Genomic DNA, 18,546 nt, shown 5'->3' on the forward strand with positions numbered 1-18,546 from the left:
AGAATCCTGAGTACAAAAATTTGAAAAAATCAAAATATTATAATATTCACCTATACAATTAAAAATTAGATTCAAAAAAAATACGAAAAAGGATTTTTTTTCAAAAAACAGAACCGCGTGAACGATTCTTGGAACCGTTACCGGTATGAAGATAAAAAAAGCAAAACAAACAGTTAGGCATTTACGCCTGTTGAAACCGAATCGTTCCGGAAAGGAGCAATCCGATGAGAAAGCTCTTTTGGCTTTGGATTCTCAAAAGAATCTCAAAAAATTGGGCTCTCCCGCCGATCTCAATGTTCCTAAAGAGCTGGTCCCCTATTTAAACAAAAGAATTCGAATGGCCGGTTCTTTGAGGTTACTATTGAATCAATGTATTTACAGAAGGTCGTATTTATTGTTGGTTCAAAAGAACGCTTCCAAGGATAAAATCTGTTATCAAAAGCAAAAGCTCGAATTGAAACGATTTCCTTTTCGACCCTTTGAAGACGACTGGATAGAGCTTAGAAAACTTGCGTTTTTTCATCGGGTTTCAATGTGTAGAATGTTCGTTAGATTACTCGAAACGGATCTTTACCCGGAAGCTAAATATGCCGAAAATCCGATCCTGGAGAAATTTCAGAGTTTCCATTCTCACAATCAAGGACCGATAAGAAAGACCGGAACTTAAGTAATGAGAATCTTTGCTTTATTTTGAAAGAGGAACAAGAGGGGTATCTCAAGATAACTAACGCGAGTTCGGCGTAAAAAAGTTTGGGCGAATCCAGCCCCCGGCGCTGCGATCCATAGAGAGCAGCGCCGCTCCGGTTTTTGCGCTGGACCTATCTCGCGAAGCGAGATTGAGTTTTTTATCGCGAAGCGAGATTGAGTTTTTTAGTTTCCGCTCTGATCAACAAATTGACGAACCCTTCGAAAAGCGAAATTCTTTCGTCATTGCAATTTGTTGATCTCGCTTCAATCGCTTTCGCATTGGTTATACCGGAGCGCACGTTAAGTAACGTGATACTGATTTTACAATTATGAATAAAACCTGTTCTCCTTTCATGATGGGCGATAGAATTATCGAATTTTGAAAGTTTTACTCATAACTATATAATAAAGTACCCACTATTTTGCGTTGAAACAGTGTTTTGCGATAAAAATTACCGGTACTCGATTTTATACGGATCAGTAGAACAAACTCTAAATATTTCTTGAAAATGAAAATTCTTCCTCTTACATTGATTCCATCTTAGAATTTAAGGAAATTTTGGAGTGTATTCATGTTTAGGAATTTAAAAAGAATAGGTGTTTTACTTTTTTCAATCGGATCTTTGTTTCTTTCTTTTTCTTCCGTTTTCGCTTTAGGAACTTATTCGGAAGGTTGGGCGGTCGTAAAGCTGGTTCAGTTTGAAAGTAGAGGACTTATTTTCGATTCTCACGAAGGTATTTTGGAATTTACCTCCTATGATAAATCCGAAAAGTGCGAAACATCAAAAGACGAATGTTTTACTCCTTTGAAAGAAAAGGTCGAATTTTCCGTTCGCCCTGAAAATGGAGAGGTTGTAAATTTTTTAAATAATAGCGTAAATCAAGAAATTTTAATTCAATATAGGATTCATAAAATCGAGCCGATCGCTCTTTCCACAGATTTTGAAGTAGTCGGAATACAAAAACAAATTGCGACGATTCCTAAGGAAGTCCCGAATAAGATCATCGTGGAGAAGTCCGGATCAAAAAGAAATTTCTCGGTTTCTGGGAGAATTCTTCAATTAGAATATCAAGGAACTCTAATAGGAACTTATGAAGGTTTGTATCTGGATGAAGTTCGCGGTAAGGTTCATTCCTTTTCCATAACGAACGAAGAAGTTGCTCAGTTTGTTTGGGATACGATGAAATTTGGAACTAAATATTATATCGGTATTTCCGTCGCCTTTGCCACCGGTTGGAGAAAATCGGACTATGACGTTTTTGAAATCAACTATAATGCTTCTGCCGGTGGAGTTTATACGGACTCGAAGAAGTAGCCGGTTCTTAGGTAAAGCGAGTTCGACGGTTGAAATCTTGGGCGAATCAGAAATTCGAGTGCAACGACTCCCGCAACCGTTTGGAGTTCCGAGTTCGTTTCGGAAATTTCGGAAGCAAAATTGATTTCTTAAATCGATGAAACGTATTTTCATTTTTTTTAGAAATGAAAATACGTAGAGAAACATAGATCCGATTTGATTTCAATAGAACCATTCGTAAATCCTCTGTGAACTTACAAAGAGCTTGTCCCAAAACTTAAAACAATCGCAGAGATTTGCGGCCATTCCGATAAAATCGGACGGTTGGCGGACAAACTCTAAATAACTTTTGATTGAGAAAAGCCGGAGAAAAGCGCCCGGAGCAGAGTGAAATCACATATAAAAAATATAATATAATATTCCTGTCGACGGTATTCTCTTTTTTTAAGGGAAAGAAATAGAATCCCACCGAAGATAAAAACCGATGGGTCATAACAAACTTACTTGCGTCATCGAGAGTTAGACGTGACGTATCTATTTCTTTTGGGAAGCGGCTTTCGGCAAATTTTGAATCTGTGCAAGAGCAGAGTTCACGATTTTTCGTTCAGACTTGCCTAAGGTCGGTAAAATGTTTTTTAGTTTTTTTTCGGCGGTTTCTTTTGAAATCATCGGTAGAGTCGTAATGTCGATCCGTTGCAAATTGTTCTCGGATCGTACTAAGACCGTTTCTATTCTTTCCTTCGGTTGGTTAAAAAAACGAACTACAGAATCGGAGGCAGCCGGAGCCAATATCCCGAATACTTCGAATTGGACAACAAGCTTTATCGTTTCGTCTCCTTCACAACTTACGATTTTATATCCGTCGATCACATTGGCCCAAGTAGTGGAAAAAAAGACGTTTTGAGAAATGAAATTCCGAACGGGAAGTTTTTCAGATAAACCTTCTTTCGGAATCGGGTCGTATCTCTGACCTTCTAATTCGTACTTCATAAATTGATGAAATCTTTCTTGCGCTTGGTCGCATTTCGAACAACCGTAAAAGTTTGATAGGAATACGACACAGAGTAACGTTAATACGAAGTTCGAGAATTTCATAGTTTTATAACTTATATCGGATTTTTTAAAAGCAAGTCAAGAGAGAATTCGATTGAAAATTTTTCCAAGAGGAAGAACGGTTTTATAAAATTGAGTACCGTTTATTTTTGTCGCAAAATACGGTTTCAATGCAAAATAATAGGTAACGTAAGTTCGGTATAACCAATGCGAAAGCGATTATGTTGCGACCAATCTCACGACCCAGGTAACTCAGCGGCGCCGCTCTCTATGGATCGCAGCGCCGGGGCTGGATTCGCCCAAACTTTTTTACGCCGAACTCTATTATTTATCGTTAATATTATGATTTTGCAATGACGAAATTCGATCGAGACTCATCCGCAACCTCTTCTTTGAAAAGAGAATCATTCCGTGGATAAGAACGTTAAAGTGCAATATAGTCCTTATCCACGCCTTCCGGTGTTTTTTCCAAATCGATGAGGTCGGTTAACCACTCGGAAAGATTACCGGCCCTATCTTTAATTCTTGCTTGGAGCAAAAATCTTCTTTTGAATTTTCCAAACGATCGCGGAATTTTCACAAGAATCATTTTACGATCGGATTCAAATTCATACGGAAATATTTGTCCGTCTAAAAGAATCTCGGCGCCGCCCGCATATCCTGAGCCGATATCGGATACGGAATACATTCTTTCTATAACGGAAGATGGTCGGACCTCCGGCGTAAATCTATGACGGGATATTAAAAACGGATGATCGATTTTGGGTTTGGAACGATCTTCCAAAACGGCAATGATTCCAATCTTATTCAAGACCGCGCTCGTTCCACCGTTTTCGGAGGTCGTTTTTAAAATCACCCAACGTTTCGTTCCTTCTTCAAATAAATAGAGATTTTCTCCTTTACCCAGTTTTCTCCCTTTCCACAATATCTTTGCTTCCCCGGACCAACTGATTCCGGTAGATTCGATTTCGATCAGTTCGCTTTTTAAAACCAAACCTTCGGGCAATGAGTTTTCGCGAGGAGTTCCGACCTTTTCAAAAAGAATATTCCCTTTTCCGAATGTATTTCCTTTCGGAGTTTTGAGCAAAAACCTATCATCCCGAGACGAATATTCCGTCGCGGTCGCTTTCTGTGTTTGTCCTTTAAAACCCGAATTGAGAATTTTGATTTTCAGGGAAGAAACGTTTCCTTCTTTGTCTCCGGCGATGATTTCCAAAGGGATCTCTTGGTTTTCCGAAAATTCCCTAAGATCGACGCTTGATTTTAAAGAAGGAAAAAGATTATAGACATAAACCGGCGGATTGAGCGAAGAACGATTCGAATCGTAAATCGATTGATGATCTCTGGCTTCCGCATAACTCATCTTTTCAAACTTTCTTTCATAGAGAATTTTTCCTTCGGATATAAGTTTTGCAAAATAGAGATTATTTTTGTTCCGGGAATTCATTCGATCGAACGCGCCGAGTTTAATCCTCGCTTCTCCGCCGAGCCTCAAAGGTTCCGGATCGTTCAGTTCATACGTTCCGTCTTCTTTTTTCTTAAGTGGGATTCTGAACTTCTGACCATCGGAAGAGTCAATGTAAAGAACCAACAATTCGGGCGGAGTTCCGTCCCTATCGTTCACCTTAAGATAAGCGAGAGGATTAAACGTGTCTCCGTTTCCATGAAGTTCAAAGTGTAAATGAGGAACTCCCGTTCCCGATTCTCCGATCCTTGCGATTGTTTGCCCTTGTTTTACGGAAAATTTGTGATCCAAAAATTTCACGGAAAAAATTCCGTTGTTCAGAAGGTGAAGGGCCTGTCTTAAATTCTCCAATTCTTTCTTTGCACCCTCCAAATTGAAAAGATGCGCGAATTTAGCGCGTAATCCCGAGGAAGAACGAAGCATTAAGTTGAGTCCATACCCGGTAGGAGATTCGGAGACGGATTCGACGACCCCGTCAAAAGGGGCGATCGCCGGAAAACCATTCAGATGAAAGGTTTTAAAATCGGCTCCCATATGAAGGTGATGGGTTCTATATTCTGCAAAAGAACCGGAGACGGGAGTTTGAATCTCCATCGGAAATCGAAGTTTTCCTTGTAACTCGGGAAAAAGCAGTAATTCCGGTCGGTCCTCCGCCCTCAATCCTTTCCCTGGGAAGATTAAAACGAACAAAAGGACAATGAAAGTCGAAAAAGTAAAAAATCTTTTCATCTTCCGAAAAAACTGGGCCAAAAAATGAAATTTGTAAAGTCGAAAAGCGCCCGTAAAAAACTCCTTGCGCGGAGGTCCGACCACAAAGACATTTCTAACTATGTTCTTGGCCCGACTGGCGATCCTCATTGTAGTCGCTCTACAATTTTATCACTGCACATATTTTACGAGAGAACCACGGAACCCTCCGAAAATCGACGGGGTTCCTATCCCGGACGATCAGAGAAGACTTTACGTCCAGAATTTCAGAAACAATTCGTACGGAATCGGAGTTCAAACTCTACTCACGGAACTCGTTCGCTCCGAGATCGATACAAGAGGAAGATTTATCCAGACTAGAGAGAAATCGATCGCGGCTTATCGACTCTACGGAGAAGTCGTTCATTATCAACTTGTCGGAAATCTACTCGACCAAGGTGGACAATCGATATCCAGAGAAATGTCGATCATCGTCCGACTGGAACTTCAAAAAGCGGGAGGACAAAAAATACCTTTGGAAAGAGAAGAAATTCCGGTAAGAATTATATTCTCCGATCAAATCGGATTTAGAGAAAGCGAAAGTCAGGCTCAGGCTCGGCTGTTAAAAATTATGGCGATTCGAATCGCAGAGGAGATGGAAAGAGCCTGGTATTTTTCTATTGCCGGAAAGATCGATCCCTGATAATCTTGATTCGTTCTTTGGATAATCTTATATGAATCGAGAAAAACAGGAAGCCATTCTTAACAAAACGGAACCCGCGGTCCGCATGGAAATGCAGACTTTTTCCGAATACCTCCAAAAAGAAGGTCTAAAGATTACCAATCAGAGAATGTTGGTGGCGGAAAGAATTTTTTCCCTTCACAATCACTTCACCGCCGAAGGACTTTTAGAGGAATTTAAGGATCAGAGAGATCAAATTTCCAAAGCTACAATTTATAGAATTTTATCCATTATGGTTTCTGCGGGTTTATTGCAAGAGCATAACTTCGGAAAGGATTACAAATATTACGAACACATCATAGGACACAAACACCACGATCATATCATCTGCACGGTCTGCGGAAAAATCGTGGAATTTGTGGATGAAAGAATCGAACAACTTCAAGAACAAGCCGCAAAAGACAACGGTTTTAAAATCACGGGTCATAGTTTGAACATCTACGGAACCTGTAACGAACATTCTTCCGGTAGATGATTTTTCAAACCACTTTCGAAGATCCTCATACGAGAGCCAGAACCGGAATTCTAAATCTCAACGGAGTGCAATTGGAAACTCCGGTATTTATGCCCGTCGGGACAAGGGGAGTCGTTAAAACTCTTTCGGCCGACGATCTTGAAGAACTTGAGTACTCTTTAATATTAGGAAATACGTATCATCTCTATCTCAGACCCGGCACTTCCGTGTTGGATCGTTTCGGAGGACTTAAAAAATTTTCAACCTGGAAAAAAGCTCTCCTTACCGACAGCGGGGGTTATCAGGTATTCAGTCTCAATTCTCTTTTTAAATACGAACCGGACGGGGTTCGTTTTCAATCTCATATCGACGGAAGTCGTCACTATTTTACACCCGGTTCGGTCATCGACATACAAAGAAGTATCGGTTCCGATATCATGATGGTTCTGGACGACTGCGCTCCTTTTGATTCCGGTCCGGAAAGACTGAGGCAATCCTTGGAGCGCACTTCCCGATGGGCCGAAATGTCCGTTGAATATTGGGAGAAGAACAAAAATTCCCAACATCTTTTCGGAATTTTTCAGGGAGGAATCGATCTCGATTTCCGTTTAGAAAGTTTGAATGCGATCGCCTCACTACCGTTTGACGGAATTGCGATCGGAGGACTGTCGGTCGGAGAACCTCGCAAGGATTTCATCCGAATTTTGGACGGAATTTCGACTTATACGGATCGAAATCGTCCACTCTACTTGATGGGAGTGGGGACCGTTCCGGATATTTTGGACGGAGTGAAGAATGGAGTCGATATGTTTGATTGTGTACTTCCGACCCGGAACGCAAGAAACGGCCAAGTCTTTACATCCGTAGGAAAGATCAATCTTAGAAATGAAAAATGGAAGAACTCCGATGCGCCTATGGACCCGAATTGCGGCTGTAAGGTGTGTAAAAGATACAGCATCGGGTACATCAGGCACTTACATCACGTGGGAGAGATCACCGCATTCTCACTTTCGACGTACCATAACTTATATTTTATGAAAAACTTTCTTTCAGAGATTCAAAAGTCCATTCAAGCGGGAAGGTTTTTAGAAACATATGCCAAGTGGAAAAATTTGTATGAAAAGCCCGAATTTTCCGGTTGACTATTTAAAGAATCGCCTTTCCTTTAGTAGAGCTGGCCGGAAAGAAGCAGAAAGGAGTTGCTGATTATTTATGGAAATAACCAGAAGAGAAAGCGGAAACATTGTGATTCTGGACATAAACGGAGAGATCGATCTCTACAATGCCCCAGAAATTAAAGATGTAATTGCTAAACTCATCGAGGAACAAAAATATTATACCATTATCAATCTGGAAAAAGTTTCCTACATTGACTCTTCTGGTATCGGCGCTCTCATTTCCAGCCTCTCCAATCTGAAGAAATATCAGGGTGGACTTAAAATTATCAACGTCTCAGGATCCGTGAGAAAGGTGTTCGAGCTCACAAAGCTGACTTCTTTTTTTGAGATTTTTGATAATGAGTCGGAAGCAGTTTCTGCTTTTAAGTAAGACCGGATCCTAACCTTATCCTACCTTTTCTGAAACCTGGTGCCGCAATGAAATCAATTCAAAGAAAACTACTTTCTTCTTTTATAATCTTACTCGCGGGATTTTTTATTTCCTGCGGAGCCGAACTCCCCATCCAGGAGTTGAGTGATGCAAAAAATTCCATCACAAGAGCGAGGTCTGCGGGTGCTGAAAAATACGCCCCGGCCGAGTTGGAAGAAGCTCGTAAAAATTTACTCACAGCCCATCAGAAAGCTTCGGAAGAAGACCTTGGAGAAACGAAAAAATCCGCGTTGTATGCAAGAGCCAAGGCTCTGGACGCTTCCGAAAAATCCCTTCCGTCTTCCGTAGACGATACTCGTAAAGAATCCAGCGTTTCGATCGAGTCCGCTGAAGAAGCTTATGCTTCTCAGCTTGCTTCCGAACCTTACAACACTTCCGTACAACTTCGTAAAGAAGGAGATTCGCTTCGGGAAACGGCGGATAGAACCTTAGAATCGTATCCTAAAGAATCCGGAGACGACGCCAAGCTGAGAACGAGATTGGCCGCATTCGACCAGTACGAGGCTTCTCGTCAAAAATACGCGGATTCTAAAAAAGCTGCGGACGAATCGAAAGTATTGGCGCTTTCTCAAAAGCAACAATTGATCGATTCTCTCGCGGATATCGATAAGAATTTAAACGATGCGGACAAATACGCGGAAGGAAAAGATCCGGAAGTTTCCGAAACGAGAACCCGTTTGGATTCCGCCAAATCTAAGATCGAAGAAGGAAAGATCAAGGACGGATACGCGGAAATCGACGATATCCGCAAAAAATCCGGAGAACTTGTCGCCAAAAATATCAAGTCTTATGCGGAAAGACAGAAGGAACTTGCAAAACAAAGCGTAGTGAGCGCTACTACAAAGTTGGCTTCTTTTGATAAGAATAAGATCAACGCTTCCAGAGATTTTCAGGTTTCTTACCAAAGAGCCGAAGAAAATCTAAAAGCGGCGGAAGAATCGAGAGTTTCCGCAGAGGATTTATACTCTTCCGAAAAATACGAAGATTCGATTTCTCGTTCCGAGGAAGCGATCCGTCTTTCCAGAATCGTAGTAGACCAAGTTATTGAATTGGCCGAAAGAATGGAAAGAAAAACAACCGACGATAAGGTTGCAGGTCGTGATACAAAAACGGGAACCGATACCAAAAAGAATACTAAGAATCAATCCACAACGGACGGAAAAACTTCTTCTTCAAAAATCGGAGAAGACGGCCTGCCCGAAGGTTGGAAACGTTATGTAGTTCGTAAAAAAGTTCCTGCGGATTGTCTTTGGAGAATCGCAAAAGATAAGAGACATTACGGTACCGCAAAACTTTGGAAAAGAATTTACGAAGCGAACCGCGGTAAGATTAAGAATCCGAATTTGATTTTCCCAAAACAAGTCTTGTTGATTCCTCCTAAAAAAGGTTCGACTCAATTCCATAAGTATGAACCTTCCAGAAAGAAGAAGCCGGTTAAGGAAGAAGTAGAAGCCATTGAGGAAAATCAAAAGCCGACTACATCCTCGTCTCCTGAAGAATCCGAGTCCGGAGAAGCGGATCATAAAAAGAAGACTGAGACAATGACTCCTCCGGCGGCTACGTCGGAAGAAGAAGCAGGTGGAGATTCCAATGAGGAAACGGCTCCTGAAGAGGAAAACGGAGAAGAAGAAAATCCGGAAAACCTACAGTAAAAGTAAAAGTCGGGAGATCTTTCAAAACGAAGGCTCGGTAAATACCGGGCCTTTTTCGTTTGTGAACGGAGTTCCGACCTGAATTGCGCCCCATAGGAAGCAATTCATGAGTTAAATAATTGCGCCCCATAGGAAGCAATTCATGAGTTAAATAATTGCGCCCCATAGGAAGCAATTGCACTACACCTTTTGAGAGAATCTACGACAGCCGCTTATTTTGGGATTCTCGCCGAAATTCACTTGATTGTGGCTTCCAAATTGCAAAACTTTCTTTTGGATTCAAATGAAACGCGCTTATACCCATCCGATTTCGTCCGTAAGCTATCAAGACTATGAAACTCTGGTGAAATTGGCCTGGCAAGAGGATTGTCCGGAAGAAGATATCACTTCCGTTTCCCTTTTTACTCCGGATCAAAACGCGACCGCTAGTCTGAACGCAAGGGAACCCGGAATTTTTTGCGGGTCGGGTGTATTAGAAGTTTTGAATGTTCTTTCGGGGAACCGACTCCGGTCGGAACTTTTGAAAAAGGACTCGGAAAGTTTTCAAAAAGGCGACACACTTTTAAAAATCCAAGGAAGTCTCGTTCAAATTCTTAGGATAGAAAGGATTTTACTGAACTTTCTTCAATATCTTTCCGGAATTTCAACGCGCACGGGAGAAGTCGTTTCCAAATACGGAAAAAACGGCCTTATGATTCTGGATACTCGTAAAACCCTTCCGGGTTATCGCAAACTCGCAAAATATGCAGTCTACTGCGGGGGCGGAAGTAACCATAGACTCAATCTTTCCGAGATGGCGATGATTAAGGACAATCATCTCGCGATGTATTCCTCTTCTCACGAACCCGTCGGTAAAATCAAAACACGTTTTCCGGGGCGGCTTGTGGAAGTGGAAATCGATTCCCTCTTGCAACTCGAAGACGCGATGAGTTCGGGAGCCGAGGTCATTTTGCTGGATAATTTTTCTCTGGAAGATACAAAGACCGCCTATTTCATTCTCAAACAAAAGGCGCCTAACGTGCTGATCGAATTTTCCGGAGGAATCACCCCCGAAAAACTGGAAGCCCTTTCCGAATTTTCCGGCGCGGGCGTGAGTATGGGATATCTCACACATACGACTCGTTTTCTGGATCTCGGTCTGGATATCGAGCAACACTGAAACCATGGGATTTGTGAAAGCTCTTGCGACCAAAGATATGCTCCTAGAAGGAGTTCGGGAAACGCTCGGAGATCACGCCTATGAATCCGTTCAAAAGGCGTATGACGTGTCCGAACGCGCACACCAGGGACAGTTCCGACTTTCGGGCGAACCTTATATCGTTCATCCGCTTCAAGTGGGATTTATCCTCTACGAACTCGGTCTGGATGAGAAGGTCATCTGCGCGGGGCTTCTTCACGACGTCATCGAAGACACCGAATATTCCCGCGACGATATGATCCGGGATTTCGGAGAAGACATCACCGATCTCGTGGAAGGAGTCACAAAAATTTCCAAGATCAAAAGTCAGTCGAAAGAAACCGAAGCCGCGGAAAATATCCGAAAGATCATCGTCGCTACGATCCGGGACATACGAGTCATTCTCATCAAACTCGCGGATAAAACGCATAATATGCGCACTCTTTCGTTTCAACCTCCGGAAAAACAAAGAAGAATCGCCCAGGAAACTCTTTCTTTATACGCTCCGATTGCTGGTAGATTAGGGATTTATAAAATTAAATCCGAACTCGAAGACCTTGCGTTTCAGGTTTTAAATCCGGAAGATTATCAGGAAGTAAAGAAGAACATCAATTCCAAAAAATCGGAAAGGGAAGGTTTTATCGAAACCCTAAAGATCATTTTACTGCAAAGACTTTCCGAAATTCAGATCGAAGCGGACGTGGACGGTAGGGCCAAACATTTCTATTCCATCTATCGTAAGATGAAACTCAAAGAGAAAACCTTCAACGAAATTTTCGATCTTAGAGCGATCCGTATCATCGCAAACGAAGTAAAGGATTGTTACGGTGTATTAGGAATCGTGCATACGCTTTGGAATCCTGTTCCCGGTCGTTTCAAGGATTATATCGCAACTCCTAAAACGAACATGTATCAATCCCTTCATACGACGGTGATCGGACCCGACGGAAAACCCTTCGAAGTTCAGATTCGTACTCGTGAAATGAACGACATCGCGGAATACGGAATCGCCGCGCACTGGATGTATAAGGAAAGTAAACCTTCCGCGTCCGGAAAGAACGTAAAAGTGAAATGGCTCGAACTTCTCAGTTCTTGGCAGGATTCCGCTTTGGATCCGAAAGAATTTGTGGAAGAACTCAAATACGATCTTCACGAAGACGAGGTGTTCGTATTCACTCCGAAAGGTGAAATTCTGCAACTTCCTAAGGGCGCGACGATTTTGGACTTTGCGTTTCGGATTCATACCGATGTCGGTTTAAAAGCGAAAGGCGGAAGGATCAACGGAAGGATGCTTCCTCTCCGAACCGAAATTCGTTCCGGCGATCAAATCGAAATCATCACGGATAAAAGAACCAAACCTTCTCCGATTTGGTTGCGTATCGTCAGAACTCCTTCCGCAAGACAAAAATTGAGGAGTTACTTTCGGAAGCTGAGAGAGGAAACCAAAAAGGATCTTCAACAAGAAGCGGAGTTTGCCGCCGAGATTACGCTTAACGTGGAAGTTTTGGAAGAACTCAAGAAAAAACCTTCTTCGAAACCCGCAAAACAAATCGATCTGGCCGCGGGAAAGGTGATCGTTGCCGGTTTACGCGGAATTCCCGTGCGACTTTCCGGTTGTTGTTCTCCTTTGCCGGGAGACGGGATTATCGGTTTTGTAACTCGGGGAAGAGGTGTGAGTATTCATAAAAAAGGATGCGCCACCGCAAAACAACAGGAGCAGGAAGAATCCATGCGGGTCATCACCGTCGAATGGGATTACGGTCAGAGCGAATCGATTCCGGTGCTTATCGAAGTTAAATCGAAAGACCGGCAGGGTATTTTTATGGAAATCGTAAAATCGATTTCTAATACTCAAACCAACATCCGCGAATCCAAAGCAAGCACCGATCAAAGGGGAAACTTAGTCGCGAGTTTTGAAGTGGACGTGGAACACTTGGATCAACTCAAGGAGATTTTAAGTAATCTCAAACAGATCCCGGACGTATATCAAGCGCATAGAATTAAGAATTAAAAGAGGTAACTACTTGAAGAAAATATCATATTCCGTTTTTTGCATTTTTCTCGTCCTTTCCTGTTTCGTTTTCACGAATTGCGGGGACAAGGAAGAATCCGAAGCGGCGGCTGTTGTGGAAACCCTTCCGTGGAAGGGCAATCCGGATTCGATTCCGGTTGCGCTTCGGTTGCACAATCCGATCGTTTCTCCCGACGCAAAAAAAGGCGGGACGTTCCGAATTTACAGTCATCAATTTCCGAAATCCTTAAACTACTATTTGGATCAGTTTTCCACTACGGCTCATATTTTCGGTCTCATGTTCGAGCCTCTTTTGGACTATCATCCGATCACGTTGGAACCGATTCCCCATCTCGCTTCTTCTTGGAAAATTTCCCCGGATAAAAAGAAGTTCACCTTCAAGATCGATTCGAACGCGGTTTGGTCCGACGGAAAACCGATCACTGCAAAAGACGTCTTATTTACTTACGAAACCTTGATGGATAAGAATAACAACACCGCATCCTTTCGAATCGATCTTTCTCGTTTTGAAAAACCGGTCGTTCTGAACGAAAGAGAAATCGAATTCACTCAAAAGGAAATTCATTGGACGAACTTCAACACGATTGCGAGTTCTCTTTATATTCTGCCCGCGCATTACTACCAAGATAGAAACTTCGATAAGGAGAATTTTGATTTCCCGGTCGTCTCCGGACCGTATTCCATGTTGTCCGCAAAAAAAGGTCGTTACGTGAAGATGCGCCGAAGGGGAGATTATTGGATGCGCGCGTATCCTTTTTACAAAGGTACGGATAACTTCGACACCATCCTATTCAAGGTTTATAACGAGGAACCGATCGCGTTTCAAGCATTCAAAAAAGGTGATATAGATATCTATCCTACTTACACGGCTTCGTTTTGGGTTAAGGACGCGGTCGGGGAAAAGTTCGACGAGAATTACATCCTCAAACAAAAGTTTTATAACTCCAAACCGATCGGTTTTCAAGGTTTGGTTTTTAACATGAGAAGGGGAATTTTTTCGGACGTTAAGGTTCGTAAGGCGTTCGCGCATCTCGTGGATCGAAAACTTCTGGTCGAAAAGTTGGCGTATAACGAGTACGAACAAACAAACGCGTTTTATCAGGATCTTTGGCCCGCCAATTCTTATCCGAATCCTCCGATCGATTTCGACGTAAAGAAGGCGAGGGAACTTCTGGCCCAAGCCGGTTGGAAAACGAACTCCAAAGGAATTTTGGAAAAGGACGGGAGAGAATTCAGATTTAACATTTTGGAAAGGGATAAAACAGCTGAAAAATATCTGACAGTAATTCAGGAAAAAGCAAAGGGAGTAGGAATTATAATCAATCTAGAGCCAACGGATTTATCCGAATGGAGTTCTCGAGTAGATAAATACGACTTCGATATGACCTGGGCCGCTTTTGGGGTAGGAGTGTTCAAGGATCCGGAAGCGATGTGGTATTCCCAATACGCGGAAGAAAAGGGACAACCGAATCTTTCCGGATTTAAGAACGCGGAAGTGGATAAACTCATCGAACAACAAAGAACGGAGTTTTCGCTCCCGAAACGAAACGAGATCCTGAAAAAAATCGATAAGATTTTAACCGCCGAAGTTCCTTACGTTCTTTTATGGAATACGAGCGCGACAAGAATCATGTATTGGAACCGATTTAACTTTCCTAAAAATCCTCTCGGAAAATACGGAAGTGAAAAAGAAGCGTCCTCTCTTTGGTGGTTGGACGAAGAACGGTCTTCGAAACTAAACGACGCGATTTTGAAAAAAGGAAAACTTCCTTCCGTTCCGGAGAAAGTTTACTTTCAGTAATATTCAAAATTATGAATAAACGGAATCGACTCGGAGAACTAAGCGGCGTTATACGGGATTTTTTAAGTTCTCCTAAGATTCCGAACTTTATCGAGCTTTTGGAAAAAGGGCTTGATAAGGAACTGTTTTACGATCCTGAAAAAACGAAACCGGAAATTCCGATCGAAGATCTTCCGGTGGATTACCGTCTTCGCGAATCCGGATTTGTCCGCAAAACGTACGAAAGACTATTTCCCGTTTCCCATCTGTTTCGCATAACGCACAGATACGAACGCGAGTATCTCGACAACTTCATGCCTCTTTCCGCCGAAAAATATATCGGAAGAGGTTCCTACAAGTTCGTGTATGCGCTTCCTTGGAATCAGGTCGTAAAGATAGGAAAGTCGAAATTTCCGTCCGATCCGATCTTCGGTTCCTTGTACAAACACGTTAAAAAAAATCTGGAACGTTATCTGAAATCGGAAGAGATCCAACTGATGGAATTCTTAAAATCCAAAACTTGGACGAGATCCGCAAAGGAAGACATTCATTTTAAGTTCGCTCGTTTGGGTTTGGAAAGACTTCATTATTGGAAATTGAAATCTTTGATTCCGGATCTTGTGTTGCCCACTCGGTATTTTATGGGACTCCGGGCCAGGAAGACTCCGTTGGGAATTCCGATCGTAACCCTGACTCCTTGCGACAATCAGAATCTTCTTCCCGGAAAACATCTCAAGGAATTCATTCGATTGAACGAAAAAATCCGTCAGAATCCTTTGCAAGACGCGTTTTTTCCGAAATGGAAACTGAACTTCGATACACATAAGTTCGGAGTGATCAGCCGTTCCAAGTTGAAAAAGATCGCTATGGATTTTCATCGTGTGATCGAGGTGACCAAACATTTGGCCGAAGAGGAAAAATTGATCTTCGACATTCATTCCGAAAATATCATCATCACGTTTCCCGATTTTTCATTGAAGATCTTCGACTATCACGTGTTTGACGAACACCTCTACGAACCGAGTAAGGAAAATCCCTCTCCCGAAATCGATCATATCAACACAATCCGGGAATTCGTTCGTTCCTTCGAATTGGGCTGAAGGATTTAGGACGGAACTCCGCCCGTTTTTCTTTTTACAGAAAGACCTTGCGTGGAAGAATGGATCCATCAAAGGAACGTTTAGAAATGATCGATCGTTATTCCAATCCGCAAATTTCCAAAATCTGGGAATTAGAGAACAAGTTTGAAATTTGGAAAGAAATAGAAATACTCGCCTGCGAAATCCGAATGAAACGGGGCGAGGTTCCTCCGGAAGATTTTCAGGAAATCAAAACGAAAGCTAAGTTCAATGTGGACGAGATCCTGGAAATCGAAAGTAAGGTTCATCACGACGTGATCGCGTTTTTGACGAACATGAATTCCTACATCGGACCCGCCGGAAGACACGTTCACTACGGTCTGACTTCCTCGGACATCGGGGACACGGCGCTCTGCGTTCAGATGGTTCAGGCGATGGATCTGATCCTTAAAAAAACGGACGAACTCATCGCGGTCGTCAAGAAGAAGGCGATTTTGTACAGGGATCTTCCTTGTATCGGGCGTTCCCACGGGATCCACGCCGAACCGATGACCCTCGGACTCAAGTTCGCATTATTTTTTGAAGAATTAAACCGAAATCGAAAAAGAATGGCCGACGCGAGAAACGAAATCGCCGTCGGAAAACTTTCCGGAGCCGTCGGAACTTATTCCAATATCGATCCGGAGATCGAAGCCTATGTCTGCGAGAGGATGGGCCTTACGGTGGATCCGATCGCGACTCAGGTCGTTTCCAGGGATCGACACGCGTTTTATCTTTCCGTCTTAGGTGTTACCGCTTCGTCTTTGGATCGTATGGCGACGGAGATCCGTCTTTTGCAAAAGACGGAGGGAAGGGAAGTGGAAGAACCTTTTTCCGCCGGACAAAAAGGTTCTTCGGCTATGCCTCATAAAAGAAATCCCGTGATCTGCGAAAGGATTTCCGGTCTTTCCAGAGTGATTCGAGCGAACGTAAACGTAGGTCTGCAAGACGTGGCGCTTTGGCACGAAAGGGATATTTCCCATTCTTCCGCGGAGAGAGTTGTACTTCCGGATTCCACGATCGCACTCGAATACATTTTGGACAAGATGTTGTTCGTGATCGGAAATCTTCACGTATATCCGGATGCGATCGAAAGAACGTTAGGCGTCACACGAGGACTTATCTTTTCGCAAAAGGTGCTTCTTGCGTTGATCGAAAAGGGTAGGATCGCACGCGAGGAAGCTTACTTGATCGTTCAAGAACACGCGATGGCCGTCTGGGCGAACCAATCGGAAACGCTAAAATCGAGACTGGAAAAGGACGACCGAGTCAATCAGGTTCTGAGCCGGAAAGATTTGGACGACATTTTTAAAATCGAACCTTATCTGGAAAAAGTGGGTTTGATTTACAAACGATTGGGTCTGGAATAGATGCGGATAGGAATTTTCGGTTTAGGTTATACCGGAATTCGGATCACAAATGAGTTGAGATCGCAGGCGGAAATCGAACTCAAAACGTTTTCGGCCAAAACCAACACGGAAGGAACCGAAATATTCGATTTTTCGAATGTTTCTTCTTTAACCGAATTTGCGCAAAAGTATCCGAAGGAAAGTTTCGATTTATGCGTGGTTACGTTTCCCGTTCAGAAACTTTCCGAGCCGATCGCCTTTTTTGACGTTCTGTTTTCCTCGGGTAAAAATTCAATTCTTCTGGGAACGACGAGCATTTACAAAAGAGTTCCCGACATCGTCGAGTCCACGCCTTTAATCGAGGATCACGATCGTTTTGCCGTCGAAGAGGAATGGCTGCGGAGAGAAGGAAAAATTCTCAGGCTCTGCGGAATTTACGGACCTCTTCGAAATCCCGCCGATTGGGCGAGAAAAGGACTCGTAAAAAAGTGTTCGAGACAACTCAATCTGATTCACGGGGACGATGTCGGTTTAACGGTTTCTTTTTTAATTCGCAAAATTCAAACGGATGGTTGGAACACGATCCCGAACGTTCTCAATCTTTCGGACAATCAGTGGCATACTTGGAAAGAAATATTTTCCTTTTTGGAAGAACACGGAAAAATTTCCAAAACGGAGATCGAGGAATCTCCGAAAGAGGATAGTTTTATCGACAGCGAACGGATTCGAACCCTGCTTCCCGATCTACAAACCAAAAACTTTTGGACCGAGTTGGAGAATCTGGAAGGAATCGGCGATTGACGCGCGTTTTTAGATAGTCCGTCCGATTTTGATTTGAAACTGATAAGACGGAAAACAACGGCAATTCTTTCGATTGACGCGCGGATAAGACGGAAACAATGATGTTGTTGAAAAATCAATTCTCCATTTGTTTCTGTTTCATTGAAATGGACGATTGAAATGGTCTCGTTCATTGCGACCGTTGAATTTTTCAACAACTCTATCGATATTGAGGCGGAGATCTCTTGAAAAGTTATAAAGAATTCATAAAGTTTTATATACTAAACTTATTATTTGGAAATTCGATTCTATTTCTGTTATCGACTAACGGCATTTTTTTATCCACTCTCGACGTTTCTTTTAAGATTCACTTTCATCTATACTTTTCGATTTTTTCGTTCATCGCTCTGTTTATTTTGGAAAAAACGTATGATAAGATACGAAATAAATTTTTAATATTCTGTTTTATTGTTTTTTCTCTTCTGTTTCCGATTTTTCTATCGAGTTTGATTCCTATATTTTTTGCACTTTCAGATTCTCGCCCGATCGGTAAAGTGTTTCTATTTTCCTTCCAAATGGGTTTTTTCGGAATTCTATCGGGTTCTTTTTATTGGATACCTTTTGGCATATACGTTTATTTTCGTTTGTATCGAAATCAAAAAATCGC

Annotated in this window: 15 protein-coding genes; 13 read left to right on the plus strand and 2 right to left on the minus strand. The window is 42.5% G+C overall.

The window, feature by feature from the left end:
* The first annotated feature begins 145 nt into the window (after nt 1–145).
* Both LEP1GSC060_RS04090 and lsa26 read left to right on the plus strand, forming a co-directional pair.
* Nucleotides 146–667 (plus strand): DUF1564 family protein, encoded by a 522-nt coding sequence (locus LEP1GSC060_RS04090; RefSeq protein ID WP_036095322.1) that lies wholly within the window; start codon nt 146–148, stop codon nt 665–667.
* Between the two features lie 592 nt (nt 668–1,259).
* A complete protein-coding gene (lsa26, locus tag LEP1GSC060_RS04095) occupies nt 1,260–2,003 on the plus strand; it encodes a surface adhesion protein Lsa26 (protein WP_002996625.1) in 744 nt (247 codons plus the stop codon).
* 513 nt (nt 2,004–2,516) lie between these two features.
* Here lsa26 and LEP1GSC060_RS04100 read toward each other — a convergent pair.
* Nucleotides 2,517–2,972, minus strand: coding sequence for a hypothetical protein (locus LEP1GSC060_RS04100; RefSeq protein ID WP_036095324.1), 456 nt, complete (start codon nt 2,970–2,972; stop codon nt 2,517–2,519).
* 487 nt (nt 2,973–3,459) lie between these two features.
* A complete protein-coding gene (locus LEP1GSC060_RS04105; RefSeq protein ID WP_002996654.1) occupies nt 3,460–5,313 on the minus strand; it encodes a M23 family metallopeptidase in 1,854 nt (617 codons plus the stop codon).
* A 16-nt stretch (nt 5,314–5,329) separates the two neighbouring features.
* Between LEP1GSC060_RS04105 and lptE the strand changes: the two genes are divergently transcribed.
* The 11 genes from lptE (at nt 5,330) to LEP1GSC060_RS04160 (ending at nt 17,900) form a co-directional block, all read left to right on the plus strand.
* Nucleotides 5,330–5,890, plus strand: a complete 561-nt coding sequence (gene lptE, locus LEP1GSC060_RS04110) for an LPS assembly lipoprotein LptE (protein WP_002996762.1) — start codon at nt 5,330–5,332, stop codon at nt 5,888–5,890.
* 31 nt (nt 5,891–5,921) lie between these two features.
* Nucleotides 5,922–6,404, plus strand: a complete 483-nt coding sequence (locus tag LEP1GSC060_RS04115; RefSeq protein ID WP_002996754.1) for a Fur family transcriptional regulator — start codon at nt 5,922–5,924, stop codon at nt 6,402–6,404.
* Nucleotides 6,401–7,525, plus strand: a complete 1,125-nt coding sequence (tgt, locus tag LEP1GSC060_RS04120) for a tRNA guanosine(34) transglycosylase Tgt (protein WP_002996609.1) — start codon at nt 6,401–6,403, stop codon at nt 7,523–7,525. Before LEP1GSC060_RS04115 ends, tgt begins: the two co-directional genes overlap by 4 nt.
* Before the next feature lie 70 nt (nt 7,526–7,595).
* Nucleotides 7,596–7,931: an STAS domain-containing protein gene (locus LEP1GSC060_RS04125; protein WP_000406878.1), complete on the plus strand. Its 336-nt coding sequence runs from the start codon at nt 7,596–7,598 to the stop codon at nt 7,929–7,931.
* A 47-nt stretch (nt 7,932–7,978) separates the two neighbouring features.
* Complete coding sequence (locus LEP1GSC060_RS04130) at nt 7,979–9,643, plus strand: lipoprotein LipL71 (RefSeq protein WP_002996486.1); 1,665 nt, start codon at nt 7,979–7,981, stop codon at nt 9,641–9,643.
* Nucleotides 9,644–9,887: 244 nt separating this feature from the next.
* Nucleotides 9,888–10,802: a carboxylating nicotinate-nucleotide diphosphorylase gene (gene nadC, locus LEP1GSC060_RS04135; RefSeq protein WP_002996520.1), complete on the plus strand. Its 915-nt coding sequence runs from the start codon at nt 9,888–9,890 to the stop codon at nt 10,800–10,802.
* Nucleotides 10,803–10,806: 4 nt separating this feature from the next.
* Nucleotides 10,807–12,831 carry a RelA/SpoT family protein gene (locus tag LEP1GSC060_RS04140; protein WP_002996490.1) on the plus strand — a complete coding sequence of 675 codons (2,025 nt, stop codon included), beginning with the start codon at nt 10,807–10,809 and terminating at the stop codon, nt 12,829–12,831.
* 13 nt (nt 12,832–12,844) lie between these two features.
* Nucleotides 12,845–14,653, plus strand: coding sequence for an extracellular solute-binding protein (locus LEP1GSC060_RS04145; RefSeq protein ID WP_002996518.1), 1,809 nt, complete (start codon nt 12,845–12,847; stop codon nt 14,651–14,653).
* Nucleotides 14,654–14,664: 11 nt separating this feature from the next.
* A complete protein-coding gene (locus tag LEP1GSC060_RS04150; protein WP_002996684.1) occupies nt 14,665–15,732 on the plus strand; it encodes a hypothetical protein in 1,068 nt (355 codons plus the stop codon).
* An 86-nt stretch (nt 15,733–15,818) separates the two neighbouring features.
* On the plus strand, nt 15,819–17,120 hold the full coding sequence (gene purB, locus LEP1GSC060_RS04155) for an adenylosuccinate lyase (RefSeq protein ID WP_002996532.1): 1,302 nt from the start codon (nt 15,819–15,821) through the stop codon (nt 17,118–17,120).
* Nucleotides 17,121–17,900, plus strand: coding sequence for a Rossmann-fold NAD(P)-binding domain-containing protein (locus LEP1GSC060_RS04160; RefSeq protein WP_002996579.1), 780 nt, complete (start codon nt 17,121–17,123; stop codon nt 17,898–17,900).
* Nucleotides 17,901–18,546: the final 646 nt, after the last annotated feature.

The sequence above is a fragment of the Leptospira weilii serovar Ranarum str. ICFT genome (assembly GCF_000332415.1).
Taxonomy (GTDB): domain Bacteria; phylum Spirochaetota; class Leptospiria; order Leptospirales; family Leptospiraceae; genus Leptospira; species Leptospira weilii_A.